This window comes from Cryobacterium sp. PAMC25264, assembly GCF_019443325.1.
Classification (GTDB): Bacteria; Actinomycetota; Actinomycetes; order Actinomycetales; family Microbacteriaceae; genus Cryobacterium.
The window spans coordinates 1,167,284-1,179,474 of the sequence record NZ_CP080383.1; the positions used below are offsets into that span (position 1 = coordinate 1,167,284).

At 71.1% G+C, this 12,191-nt stretch carries 9 protein-coding genes and 2 pseudogenes; 7 read left to right on the forward strand and 4 right to left on the reverse strand.

What is annotated here, in order from left to right; translation table 11 throughout:
* Positions 1-134 precede the first annotated feature (134 nt).
* Positions 135-875, reverse strand: a pseudogene (locus KY500_RS19185) (PHP domain-containing protein); the annotation flags it as partial.
* 172 nt (positions 876-1,047) lie between these two features.
* Between KY500_RS19185 and KY500_RS05315 the strand changes: the two are divergent.
* From KY500_RS05315 to KY500_RS05330, 4 genes and pseudogenes are all read left to right on the forward strand, one after another.
* Positions 1,048-2,424, forward strand: a complete 1,377-nt coding sequence (locus KY500_RS05315; RefSeq protein WP_219902641.1) for a glutamate decarboxylase — start codon at positions 1,048-1,050, stop codon at positions 2,422-2,424.
* 33 nt (positions 2,425-2,457) lie between these two features.
* Positions 2,458-2,574 (forward strand): annotated as a pseudogene (locus tag KY500_RS05320) (SDR family oxidoreductase); the annotation flags it as partial.
* A 324-nt stretch (positions 2,575-2,898) separates the two neighbouring features.
* Entirely contained in the window at positions 2,899-5,091 is a 2,193-nt protein-coding gene (locus tag KY500_RS05325; RefSeq protein ID WP_255579816.1) for a glycosyltransferase, read from the forward strand.
* Complete coding sequence (locus KY500_RS05330) at positions 5,088-6,404, forward strand: glycosyltransferase (protein ID WP_219902644.1); 1,317 nt, start codon at positions 5,088-5,090, stop codon at positions 6,402-6,404. The genes KY500_RS05325 and KY500_RS05330 overlap by 4 nt, the downstream gene beginning before the upstream one ends.
* Before the next feature lie 49 nt (positions 6,405-6,453).
* Here the strand turns inward: KY500_RS05330 and KY500_RS05335 are convergent, their stop codons facing one another.
* Together KY500_RS05335 and clpS are read right to left on the reverse strand one after the other, a co-directional pair.
* Complete coding sequence (locus tag KY500_RS05335; protein WP_219902645.1) at positions 6,454-6,969, reverse strand: DUF2017 family protein; 516 nt, start codon at positions 6,967-6,969, stop codon at positions 6,454-6,456.
* A gap of 76 nt (positions 6,970-7,045) precedes the next feature.
* Positions 7,046-7,330, reverse strand: a complete 285-nt coding sequence (gene clpS, locus KY500_RS05340) for an ATP-dependent Clp protease adapter ClpS (RefSeq protein ID WP_219902646.1) — start codon at positions 7,328-7,330, stop codon at positions 7,046-7,048.
* Between the two features lie 74 nt (positions 7,331-7,404).
* On the opposite strand from clpS, the gene KY500_RS05345 reads away from it, so the two are divergent.
* Positions 7,405-8,331 carry an HNH endonuclease family protein gene (locus KY500_RS05345; protein WP_219902647.1) on the forward strand — a complete coding sequence of 309 codons (927 nt, stop codon included), beginning with the start codon at positions 7,405-7,407 and terminating at the stop codon, positions 8,329-8,331.
* 169 nt (positions 8,332-8,500) lie between these two features.
* Here the strand turns inward: KY500_RS05345 and KY500_RS05350 are convergent, their stop codons facing one another.
* Positions 8,501-9,217 (reverse strand): YoaK family protein, encoded by a 717-nt coding sequence (locus KY500_RS05350; protein WP_370626893.1) that lies wholly within the window; start codon positions 9,215-9,217, stop codon positions 8,501-8,503.
* A gap of 215 nt (positions 9,218-9,432) precedes the next feature.
* Between KY500_RS05350 and KY500_RS05355 the strand changes: the two genes are divergently transcribed.
* Positions 9,433-10,515, forward strand: coding sequence for an acetamidase/formamidase family protein (locus KY500_RS05355; RefSeq protein ID WP_219902648.1), 1,083 nt, complete (start codon positions 9,433-9,435; stop codon positions 10,513-10,515).
* Positions 10,508-12,151 carry an AtzH-like domain-containing protein gene (locus KY500_RS05360; protein WP_219902649.1) on the forward strand — a complete coding sequence of 548 codons (1,644 nt, stop codon included), beginning with the start codon at positions 10,508-10,510 and terminating at the stop codon, positions 12,149-12,151. Before KY500_RS05355 ends, KY500_RS05360 begins: the two co-directional genes overlap by 8 nt.
* Positions 12,152-12,191 lie beyond the last annotated feature (40 nt).

Below are 12,191 nucleotides of genomic sequence, written 5' to 3' on the forward strand. Positions count from 1 at the left end.
TACTCGGCCAGGGCGAGCATGCGGGTGGCGGGCGCGACGCTGCCGGGGGTGCCCGGCTCGGCGAGGTGGCAGACCACCTCGAGCACGAGCGACCCTGGCGGCATCTCGCGCACCCAGTCGGCCAGGCCGGCCCGGGCCTGCGGGGTGTCCCGTCGCCCCACCGCCAGGCCCACATCCGACAGCGGGCCGAGCAGCACCGTCAGTGAGTTCAGGCCGGCGAGCTCGGCCAGCCGGCGCCGGGAGATGCTCGGCTGCTGGCCCGCCAGCCGCACCGGGGTCTCGTGGGCGCTGGACACCGCCCGGCACAGGGCCGCGTAGCCGCGCCCGGTGCCGCCGCCGTGCGCGAGCACCACGACCCGGCCGAGCGCACCGAGGTCGTCGTCGTGGTGCACCGCGAGCTCGGCGCCGAGGCCCGGGCTGATGCCCGCCGCGACACAGGCGCGCACATGCTTCACCGCTCCGTAGAGACCGTCACGGTCGGTGACGGCCAGAAAGGTCGCCCCGTCGGCTGCGGCCTGCCCGGCCAAGGCCTCGGGCAGCGTCACCCCGTAATGGGTGGAGTAGGCGCTGGCAACGTGCAGGTGCGGGAAACTCACGGGCGCATCACCCCCAGTCGAGCGAGAGCACCCAGGTGCCGTCGGCATCGTGGCGCAGGTCGTAACGGTGCTGATCCTCGCCGCCGCGCGCGGCATCCACACGCCAGAGTTCGGTGTCGATCCGGGTGGGGTGCCCGCGTCCTCCCACCAGCGGGTGCGGGTGAAGACGGCCTGCGGCTGCCCGATGATGGTGTGTTCGAACCGATCCCAGACGAAGGCCAGGGGGTCGCCGTCTGCGGAGAGTTCGACCTGCACCGCGGTGTCGATAATCTGGGGCATGGCAGCCTTTCGAAACTGGAGGATCGAACAAATGTTCGACAACCGGAGTGTACGTCACTCCTCCGACACATGCCAGCGGACCCGGCCGGCCGGGCCGGGTCTGGCACGCCGGTTCGGGCAGGATGCCGGTTCGGGGTAGACCGGGCGGCACGGTGGGGGCACTCTGTCTTGCATGTCGACGAATCCGGAGTTCCTCGAGGTCAATCCACTGTTCGCCCGGCCGGGGGAGGCCACGCTCGCCCCGCGATATACGCTCGGTGACACCATGATGGGGCCGGACACGGCCTTCCAGATCGTCCACGACGAGATCAAGCTCGACGGGATCTCCAGGCTCAACCTGGCCACGTTCGTGAGCACCTGGATGGACGACCAGGCCAGACGGCTGTACACCGAGTCCTTCGACAAGAACATGATCGACAAGGACGAGTACCCGCAGACGGCGGCCATCGAGGACTACTGCTGGCACATCATCGCCGACCTCTGGCACGCGCCCGAGCCGCGCACCACCATCGGTACCTCCACGATCGGGTCGTCGGAGGCCTGCATGCTCGGCGGACTGGCCTTCAAGCGACGCTGGCAGCAGGCCCGTCGCGCTGCCGGTCTCTCCACGGAGAAACCCAACCTGGTGATGAGCAGTGCGGTGCAGGTCTGCTGGGAGAAGTTCTGCAACTATTGGGACGTCGAGATGCGCCTCGTGCCGGTGACGGACGAGCATCCGTGCCTGGACGGCCACGACCTGGCCGACTACGTCGACGAGAACACCATCGGTGTCGTCGCGATCATGGGGGTGACCTACACGGGCATCTACGAGCCGGTGCAGGAGATCGCCGCGGCCCTCGACGAGATCCAGGCGCGCACGGGACTGGACGTACCCATCCACGTGGACGCGGCATCCGGCGGCATGATCGCCCCGTTCCTGCAGCCGGACCTGGTGTGGGACTTCCGGTTGGAGCGGGTGCACTCGATCAGCACCTCGGCGCACAAGTACGGCCTGGTCTACCCGGGGTTGGGTTGGGTGGTCTGGCGTAGCCCCGACCTCCTGCCTGAGGACCTGATCTTCCGGGTGAGCTACCTGGGCGGCGACATGCCGACCCTCGCGCTCAACTTCTCGCGGCCCGGAGCCCAGGTGCTGCTGCAGTACTACCTGTTCCTGCGGCTCGGCTTCGAGGGCTACCGGATGGTGCAACAGGCCTCCCAGGACGTGGCGATGTACCTCTCGAAGGGCATCGCAGAGCACGGTGCGTTCACCCTGGTGAGCGACGGTTCCGACATCCCGGTGTTCGCGTGGCGGTTGGCCGAGGGGCACACCGACAAGTGGAACCTCTTCCACCTGTCCGACCGGTTGCGTGCGCGCGGCTGGCTGGTGCCCGCTTATCCGATGCCCGACGACCTCTCGGACCGCATCGTGCAGCGCATCGTGGTGCGGAACGGGTTGAGCCTCGACCTCGCGTCGCGGCTGCTGACCGCGATCAGCGAAGAGACCGCGTACCTCGACCGGCTGGACGGCCCCATGCCCGTGGAGGAGCACCAGCCCGGCTTCACTCACTGACCCGGCGGCGCCGAACCTTGCCGGCTCGCGGATGCCCGCGAGGTCGCGTCGGCGATGGCTTTTCTGCTCTCGCCGGCGGCATCGTACGTGACGGGCACGACCCTCGCGGTGGACGGCGGCCTGACGGCATCGGCCGGAATCGTGTTCTGAACCGGGGACGGTTCCTCCGTGCGATTCCCGACCGTGGGGCTGGCAACCTGCCAATGCCCTGATCAAATTGATTCGACCACTCGCGAACCCCGGCAACGTGGCAGAATATCGCTTTCGGGGCAGCCTCTTTCGGGGACGGCTCCGAATAGAAGACGAACCACTCGATCGGCATGATCGATGACGTGAGAAATCGACGGGTCACCACGGATGGCAGCGCTGCCACCCCGGTGCCTCACAACCGGCGCGGGCCCTGCTGCGCTGCGATGATGGGCGGCCCGCCGCCAAGAGGGAGACATCGTGGGAACTCACACGACGCTGGATTCGATGCGACAGGCAGGCGGCATCCTGGCCGGTATCCGCGCTGCGGACGACCTCACCATCGCCGCGACCCGCGATGGCGGCAACCGCGCCGTGAGGCTGCTGGCCCAGGCCGCGCTCGATCCGACCGACCAGCTCACCGCCATCGCGGCCGTGCATGCCCTGGCCCAGGTCTTCGACGAATCCGCCGACGACGTGCTGGTCTCGCTGCTCGAGCATGACTCCGCGTTCCTGCGCGAGCACGCCGCCTGGGCCTTCGTCACCCGGCTGCCGCGCTTCGACGCCATCGCCGGGCTGTTCCGCATGGTGGTGGCCGGCGGCTTCTCCGGGATGATCGCCCAGCGCACCCTCGAGCAGTGGGCGGCGTCCGTGCCCGAGCACGTGGCCCTGGCGGCCGAAGGCGCCATGCTCGGTGTGGCCGAACCGGCCGCCCGTGCCCGTCTCGTCGAGACGATCGGCCTCATCGGCGGCCGCATCCCGCAGCGGATGCTACGCCGCATCGCGGCCGACCCGACCGAGGCCCTCGACCCCCGGGCCGCGGCGGTGGCCGCCCTGGGCGACTTCCCGGCCACCGACGCCAACGTCGCCGTCGTGACCGACCTGGCCCGCGGCGACGACGACCTCGCCGATGTGGCCCGCCTCGCCCTGCTGGACCTCACCGTGCCCGCCTACCCGCGCGCGCCGTGGAGCAGCGGGCAGACCGTGGCGCAGCTGTTCCTGCACGCCGATATCGACCGGGAACTCAGCCAGGTGGGCTCGGGTGACAACGGCGGAATCGCCACTCTGCTGGTGCGCCTGGGCGATGCCCTCGTGGCTGGCGGCGGGGCGGCATATTCCCCGGCCGGCCAGGTGGATGCTCACCCGCTCGATTCGGCACGGCTCGACACCGACCGGACCGGCAGCAGCGTCGACCGCGTGCTGACACTGTCGCGCGGCGGCCCCGCCGACGCCCTGGCCTGCCTGCCCGAGGTGAGCTCGACGCTCTCCGGGCACGCTTTCGCGACAGTCCCGTTCCTCGGGGCGCCCATCTCTTCGGCCGATGCGTGGCCGCGGCGCGTGGCCGTGCAGCGCGGCATCCGCCGGATTCTGCGCGCCGCGGGCAGCGTCGACGTGCTGCACCTCCGGATGGCCGACGTGGGCACCCTGGCGGCCTCCTCCGTGGCTCGTGAACTGGAGATCCCGGTGGTCTTCACGGTGGCCCCAGACCCGCACAGTGTGATCAACGCGATGGATGCCGCCGGCTCCCTCACCCGCGCCAACTTCGGCTCCGTCGACGAGGTGGAACACTTCTGGTTCCGGGCCCGGCTGGTGCAGCGGATCTCGGCCGACGCCGCGCACACCGTGCTCTTCCCGCGCCCCGAACTGGAGCGCGACATGCGCGAACTCGTGGGCATCGACATCACCGCGCACCCCGAGCGACACTCCGTGGTCGCGGAAGGCATCGACCTCACCGTGATCGAGCGGTCCGTGGCCACGGCGATCGCGGCCGACCCGGCCGACTTCGCCGACCTCGACGCGCTGCTGGCCACTCTGCCCGAGCACCGGCGGCAGCTGCCGCTCGCTATCACGGTGGGCCGGCTGCACCGGGTGAAGGGCATGGCCACTCTCGTGCACGCCTGGGCCGACGACGCGGCCCTGCGCGAGCGGTGCAACCTGCTGATCGTGGGCGGCGACCTCGAGAACCCCTCCTTCGACGAACGCGGGCAGCTCAACCTGATCGGCACCGCGGTGCCACTGGACGCAGCCGCCGACCACGGTCTGCTGCTCGCAGGACACCGGGCCAACGATGCGGTGGCCCGCTGGCTGGCGGCCGCCCGGTACGGCCGGCCCGGACTGGCGGCGCCCAACGGCGTCTACGTGTGCGCGAGCATGAAGGAGGAATTCGGCATCGCGCTGCTCGAGGCGATGGCGACGGGACTGACCGTCGTGGCGCCTGACGCGGGCGGACCCGCCACCTACGTGGAAGACGGCACCACCGGCATCCTGGTGAACACGGCCGATGCTGCCCAGCTCTCGGACGGCATCACCCAGGCGCTCGATCTGGCAGCCGGCCCGTTCGGCGAGGAATTCGCCCAGCGCGCCGCCGACATGGTCGCAGGCACCTTCGCCATCCAGGCCATGGCCAGCACCCTCGCGGAGGTCTACCACTCGGTGGCCGAAGCGCAGCAGGCTCTCGACTGGGCGTTGAGCGCCCTGTGACCCTCCTGATCATCAGCCCCGACTACGCGTCGCACCTGTTCCCACTCGCGACCCTCGGCACCGCCTGGCGCAGCAGAGGTGAGCGTGTGGTGGTGGCCAGTGGGCCGGCCACGGCCGGCATCGTGGCCGACTTCGGCTTCGAACGGGTGAACCTGCAGCTGGGCCGCGGGTCGAACCCCGGCACCATCCGCGCCGAGGACCAGCCCACCGGCGAGGACGACGCACTGCGCGGCTTCTTCGACGCCACCCGGGTGGGCCTGGTGGAAACCCTCCGGTTCCAGGCCGAGGCCCGCAGCAGCGACCTGCTCTGGAACCCCGTGGCCGTGGCTCGCGAGGTGCAGCGCATCGTGGCCGAGGTGCAGCCCGACCAGGTGATCGTGGACCACCTGGCCTTCAGCGCCAGGCTCGCCCTGATCAGCGCAGGAGTGCGGCACGCCGACGTCGTGCTCGGGCATCCCACCGCCCTGCCCCTGGGGGACGAGGTCTACGGCTACCCGTCAACCTGGCCGGATGCGTTCACCCCGGACCCGCTCGAGCTTGTGCAGCTGCGGCTGCTCTGCGAACGGGTACGCGACGACTTCACGCTGCAGTGGAACGACGCCCTGCTGCAGCTGGACCCGACGGCCCCGCCCAGCGGCGACGCCTTCACCGAGACCGGAGACGTGCTGCTGCTGAACTATCCGGCCGAGCTGCACTCGGCGGAGCGCACCGCGCTACTGCCCGAGCACGCCTTCCTCGGCTCCGCTGTGCGTTCGGAGGCCGACGACCCCGAGGTGTCCGCCTGGCTGGCCTCCGGCGACGACCGCCCGCTGGTCTACGTCAGCTTCGGCAGCTTCCTGTCGGTGCGCGGCGATGTCCTCGCCCGCGTGGCGGAGGCCCTGCGCGGCCTCGATGTGCGGGTGGCGATCGCCGTGGGCTCCACCGATGCGGCCGAGCTGGGCCCGGTGCCGGATTCCTGGTTGGTGCGCGCATTCCTGCCCCAGGTGACGGTGCTCGGGCACGCGGCCCTGGCCGTGACGCACGGCGGCAACAACTCGGTCACCGAGGCCATGACGGCGGGTGTGCCGTTGCTCGTGCTGCCGTTCTCCACCGACCAGTTCGCCGGGGCCGCAGCCCTCGACGACGCCGGTTTCGGGCGCTCTCTCGACCCCAACACCGCCGGCCCGGATGCGCTGCGACAGGCCGCCGTGACGCTGCTGGGGCTCTCGGGAGAACCCCGGGAACGCCTGCGGGCGCTCAGCGCGGCGTTGTCCGACGGTGCGGGGCCGCAGCGCGCGTACGCGGCGCTGCAGTCGGTGCCGCGCGCGGCCTGACGCGTCAGGGAAGCCGTCGTGCTCCGCGTCGCGTTCCAGGCGTGGGGCCCTAGGCGTCGATGGCGTACACGAGCGACTCCTGCACCATGCCGAGCCAGTCGTAGACCTCGCCAAGGAAGCCGCTCTGGTCGTCGTGCAGCCTCGGGATGCCCCGGTCGTCGACCTGCAGGCGTTCGGCGATAACCAGCCGTAGGTCGGTGAGGGTGCGCAACCATGACTGCACGCCGGCCGGGTCGAGCACGACGGGGACCGGAAGCGGGTCGTGCCCCTGCGCATCCTGCGGTTCGACGCCGAGCAGGGCGATGACCGAGCGGGCGTTGGCGATCTTGCCCTCGAGCAGGCCGTCGGCGGTGAACCGGCGGAACTCGGCGCTGGCCTCGGGGTCGTCCGGGTACGCGGCGGGCAGGAGCCGGCTCACAGCGGCCAAGCTGAACGAACCGGGGTCGTCGGTGTCGATGCTCTCGAGCATCCCGATCAGCTGCCCGGCGACCTGGCGGAGCAGGTCGGCTTCGACGGGTTCGAACATCGCCGAAACCGTGCTGGAGTCCTCGCGGCGGAAGTCCATCAGGCCACCGTCGGGCGGCGCGCAGCGCGCGTCATCGTGTAGACCGGGCGCTCGAGCGGGTTGTCGGTGCCGATGCTCACTCTTCGGCCCGGTCCAGCGTGGCCCAGAGGCCGTAGCCGTGCATGGCCTCAACGTGCCGCTCCATCGATTCCCGATTGCCGGTGGCCACGATCGCGCGGCCGTTGTTGTGCACCTGCAGCATGAGGCGTTCCGCCTCGGCTGCCGGAACCCCGAAGTAGCTGCGGAAGACGTAGGAGACATAGGACATCAGGTTGACCGGGTCGTCCCAGACCACGGTGACCCAAGGCCGGTCCAGGGAGACGGCCTCTCGGGTGAGCAGTCTTTCGTCGGTGGTGGGCACACTTAAGCCTCACATGTGCGGGCCGAGAGTTCCACCACCCCATGGCAGGATGGGGACATCGTGAGACACCCGCAATGAGCCGCCGCCCCACCGTCAGCCCCCGCATCAGCCGACCCCGCCGCCGTCCGCGCTGGACCCGCCGCACCCCCAATCTGCTGATCACCCTGGTCGTGGCGATCGCCATCGCCTGGGCCGTCGGTTATGTCTCCACCGGCCAGGCCGCTCCCACCATCGGCTGGGACACCGCAACCCCGGAAGCGCAGGCCACCTCCCAGCCCGCCGGCGGCGATCCTGTCCCCGCACACACCGCTCCGGTCAACACCGCGCCGGTCAATGCTGCACCCTCGAACAGCGCGCCGACCTATTCCGGCACCGCGGCCCTCGCCCTGGTGGCCGCTCTGCCCGACGCCGTCTGGAGCGACGACGGCAGCTACGCGGGCAACCGCACGGCGCTGTTCGGCGATGCCTGGGCATTCGACTTCGACCAGAACGGCTGTGACACTCGCAACGACATCCTCACCCGCGACCTCATCGCCGCAGACGTCGACCCGGCGACCTGCCGGGTGTACACGGGCACCCTCACCGACCCCTACACGGGGGAGACGATCACCTTCGTGCGCGGGCAGGACACCTCGGCCCTGGTACAGATCGACCACCTCTTGCCGCTCAAGGCCGTCTACGCCACCGGGGGAGAGGCCTGGACTGCCCAGAAGCGGCAGGCCCTGGCCAACGACCCGGTGAACCTGCTGGCGGTCAAGGGCACCGAGAACTCGTCGAAGTCCGACTCGCTGCCCAGCGACTGGCTGCCGGGCTTCTACCCCGACGTCTCCGACCGGCACGACCTGGGTCAGCGCGTGGTCTGGGACGATCTGCCCGCCGACACGACCCTGCAGTGCTGGTACATCGACAAGCTCGTTCCGGTCTTCGTGGCCTACGACCTCGGTGTCACCCCCGAAGACCGCGCCGCGATGACGGCCGTGCTGGAGACCTGCCCCGCCTGATCCCGCCCGCCGCGTGCGCAACTCCTGCGATTTCAGCGGAAACAGTGGCCTGGCAACAGGCCCGACGCACGATTAGCGGGAGATAGTGAGGTTTCTAGGATGAAATCGCTGATTGGGTCCTAGAAAACTCACTGTCTCCTGTCGCGCGCGCGGTGTGGCTGCGGGGGGACTAGGCCGGGGCGACGGGGGCGTGGTGGGGGCGGCCGGCCGCGTGGCCGATGGCGGTCACGGTGAGGGTGATCGCGGCGGTGAGGGCGATGCCCCAGCCGATGTGCACCATGAGCAGCAGGGCGCCCACGCCGGCGCCGGCCAGGATCAGCACGATGGCCGCCAGGCGGCGGAACCAGGGCTGGTTCTTGGCGCCGCCGAAGCGGGAGTCGGCCGCGAAGCCCGTGATGGTGGAGGTGACGACCACGGTCGTGACGTCCTTCACCGCGATGTGACGGGCCACGGCGGCCTGCAGGCCCATGACGGCGGCCAGGAAGCCGGTGACGAACAGGTCGAACGGCGCCGGCGGTTTGCCGCCCACGACGAACAGGATGATCGCCAGCGCGGCCATGATCACGCCGACCGCGCCGAACAACGCGGTGGCTTCGGTGGTCCAGCCGACCTTCACGTGGCGCAGCACCCGGCCGCCGATCGCGGCGCCCACCATGAAGGTGAACAGGGCGATGAGCGGGCCCACCACGGGCAAGTCGTCAGCGCCGGCGATGGCCATGCCCAGGATCACGACGTTGCCGGTCATATTGCCGGTGAACACCTTGTCGAGGCCGAGGTAACCCACGGCATCCGCCACACCCGTGGAGAAAGTGAGGGCGAGCATCAGGCCCAGGTGCAGGTTGTCGGGCTTGCTGCGCAGGCGGTGGAGGACGGGGGTGGAGGCCACGAGTGGTCCTATCGGTGTGGACACGCGAGCGTGCGAGATGGGTTCGGGAACGGGGGCCGGGGAGAGGCGCACCCGGGGTGGAACTGAGCCCGGTCGGGAATTGTCACGGTAGCGGCTGGTCGGACCGGGCGCAAAACGGGCGCTACTCTCGACCAACGGGGATGCGCCGGCCGGCGCCGAACCGGTTCCCGACCCTCGATCCGAAAAGGCGTCCCATGCCATTCGACATCCTGCAGCCCGGCACCGGGCACATCCGCGCCGCGCAGTATCTGCCCGCCACGCCCGACACCGTGCTGTGGGGGCGGCTGCCCTGTGCCACGGATGCACCGGCGCTCGAGATCGAGAGCGGCACCGAGGTCACCATCGACACGATCAGCCATGAGGGCGTGCTCGAGGACCAGGGCCGTGACCCGGTGGCCTTCTTCGCCGGCCACGGCGTGGAGCGAGCCGCGGTGCTCGACGATGCCGTGCTGCTGGCCGGTTCCGACAGCCCGCGGGACCCCCGGGTGGACGGCCCGCATCTGGTCACCGGTCCGATCCACGTGCGCGGCGCCCGGCCGGGCGACCTGCTCAAGATGACCGTGCTCGAGGCCACCCCGCGGGTGCCGTACGGCGTGATCTCCAACCGACACGGCCGCGGCGCCCTTCCCGGTGAGTACCCGCTCGGCGACGGAAACGTGAGTGTGTTCGCGGCGCTGGAGGACTCTCCGGCGGGCCGGGTGGGCACCCTGCCGCTCGTGCCGGGCGGTGAGCGGAGTGTGCACTTCCCGCTCCGGCCGTTCCTCGGCATCATGGGCGTGGCCGTCGCCGGTGACCTGCGCCCACACTCCGTGCCGCCCGGTTCGCACGGCGGCAACATCGACATCAACCTGCTCACCGTGGGCTCGGCGCTGTACCTGCCGGTTCAGGTGGCGGGCGCGCTGGCCTATGTGGGTGACCCGCACTTCGCCCAGGGCGACGGCGAGGTGGCCCTCACGGCCATGGAGGCGTCGCTGCGGGTGACCATCCGGTTCGACGTGGTGACGCAGACCGACGCGGTGGCCGCGTTCGGCGAGCTGGTCGGGCCGCTCGCCGAGACGGCCGAGTTCCTGGTACCTACCGGCATGGACGCCGACCTCGACGCGGCCGTGCGGAATTGCGTGCGCGCGGCGATCGACCTCCTCGCGGCGCGGTTCGGGATGGACCGCACCCTCGCCTACGCGTACCTGAGCGCGGCGACCGACTTCAACATCTCGCAGGTGGTCGACCTGGTCGCCGGCGTGCACGCGCGCATCCGGGTGGCGGACTTCGATGTCTGAGCCGCGCACCACCGTGCACGGGACGGCCGTTGCCGGGCCCGCCGCCGTCACGCCCACGACCGTCACCGGCGATCTGCCGGAGGGGCTGCTCGAGGCCTTCGCCGGCTACGAGGACGCCCTCGCCCGCAACGACCTCGCGGCTCTCGACGCCTACTTCGCGCCGGGGGAGAGCACCCTGCGCGGTGACGCCACAGGACTGCTCGTGGGACACGACGCGATCAGCGGGTTTCGCGGGGCGCGCAGCGGCACGCTCGCCCGCGGCATCCGCTCGCTGCACGTGCGCGTGATCGACCCGCGGCACGCCGTGATCGTATCGGTCAACGCCCCGGATGCCGGCGGGGCCGGCCTGGTCACCCAGCTCTGGGTGCAGGGCGACTCGGGCTCCTGGCGGGTGGAAGTGGCTCAGGTGGCCGCGCCGCCTGCCGCGGTCAACCCCACGGTGTGGCGCCTGGTGGGCACTCCGCTCGTGCCCGCGGCCACCGACACCGGCCCGCTCGCCGGGGAGACGATCGCCGTGAAGGACCTCTTCGACCTCGCCGGCTTCACCGTGGGCGCAGGCAACCCGGCGTACCTCCGCGGGGCCACGCCGGCCACCGTGACCGCCCCGGCCGTCGCCGCGCTGCTCGGTGCCGGCGCGAGCGTGCGGGGCATCGCCCAGACCGACGAATTCGCGTACAGCATCGCCGGCGACAACGAGCACTACGGCACGCCGCCCAACGTGCGGGTGCCCGGCGGACTGCCCGGCGGCTCATCGAGCGGACCCGCCGCGGCCGTGGCCCTCGGCCAGGCCAGCATCGGGCTGGCCACGGACACCGCCGGCTCCATTCGGGTGCCCGCGTCGTACCAGGGACTCTGGGGACTCCGCAGCACCCACGACGCCGTCGACCGCACCGGTCTGCTGCCGTTGGCGCCGACGTTCGACACCGTCGGCTGGCTCACCCGCACCCCGGCCGTACTGCGCGCCGTCGCCGCCGCGTCGCTCGATCCCGCCCGGCAGGTGACCCTCGCACCGACCGCGGAGCCGGCGGATGCCCTGACGAATCCACCGGCCCGCTTCGCCGTGTCGACGGCGCTGGTCTTCGCCGCCGCCGACGACGTGCAGGCCGCTTTCGTGACCGGGCTGGACCGCCTCATCCGGGCCGGGCTGCTGCCCGAACCCGACCTCGTCGACGTGGGCGATCTCGCCGAGGCGCTGCGCATCTTCCGGGCGATCCAGACGGCGGAGGCGTGGAGGTGCAACGGGGACTGGGTCACCGCGCACCCCGGCGCCCTCGGCACCGCGGTAGCGAGCCGGTTCGAGATCGCATCCCGCACCGACCCGGCCGCCGAGGCCGAGGCTCGCGTCGCGATGGCCGCCGCCCGCGCCCGGCTGGACGCGGTACTCGACGGACGCATCCTGCTGTTGCCCTCGGCGTCGTCGACGGCGCCGTCACGGCACGCGAACGCGGCCACCATCGACGCGACCCGCACGGCGACGCTGACCCTGACGAGCCTGGCGGGGATCGGTGGGTATCCGGCGCTGTCCGTGCCACTGTTCGAGGTTCACGGCAAGCCGGTGGGGCTGTGCCTGGTGGGCCCGCGATACAGCGACCTCGCCCTCGTCGAGGTGGGGGCGGAATTGGCCGCGGGTGGGTGACGGCCCGAAACATGGCTGAAACACCTGTTGCGTAAACTGG

Bases quoted from the DNA above. Each gene is read 5' to 3' on its own strand.
- KY500_RS05315 (WP_219902641.1), top strand. From the start codon at position 1,048: ATGTCGACGAATCCGGAGTTCCTCGAGGTCAATCCACTGTTCGCCCGG.
- KY500_RS05325 (WP_255579816.1), top strand. From the start codon at position 2,899: ATGCGACAGGCAGGCGGCATCCTGGCCGGTATCCGCGCTGCGGACGAC.
- KY500_RS05335 (WP_219902645.1), bottom strand. From the start codon at position 6,969: ATGGACTTCCGCCGCGAGGACTCCAGCACGGTTTCGGCGATGTTCGAA.
- KY500_RS05345 (WP_219902647.1), top strand. From the start codon at position 7,405: ATGAGCCGCCGCCCCACCGTCAGCCCCCGCATCAGCCGACCCCGCCGC.
- KY500_RS05355 (WP_219902648.1), top strand. From the start codon at position 9,433: ATGCCATTCGACATCCTGCAGCCCGGCACCGGGCACATCCGCGCCGCG.
- KY500_RS05360 (WP_219902649.1), top strand. From the start codon at position 10,508: ATGTCTGAGCCGCGCACCACCGTGCACGGGACGGCCGTTGCCGGGCCC.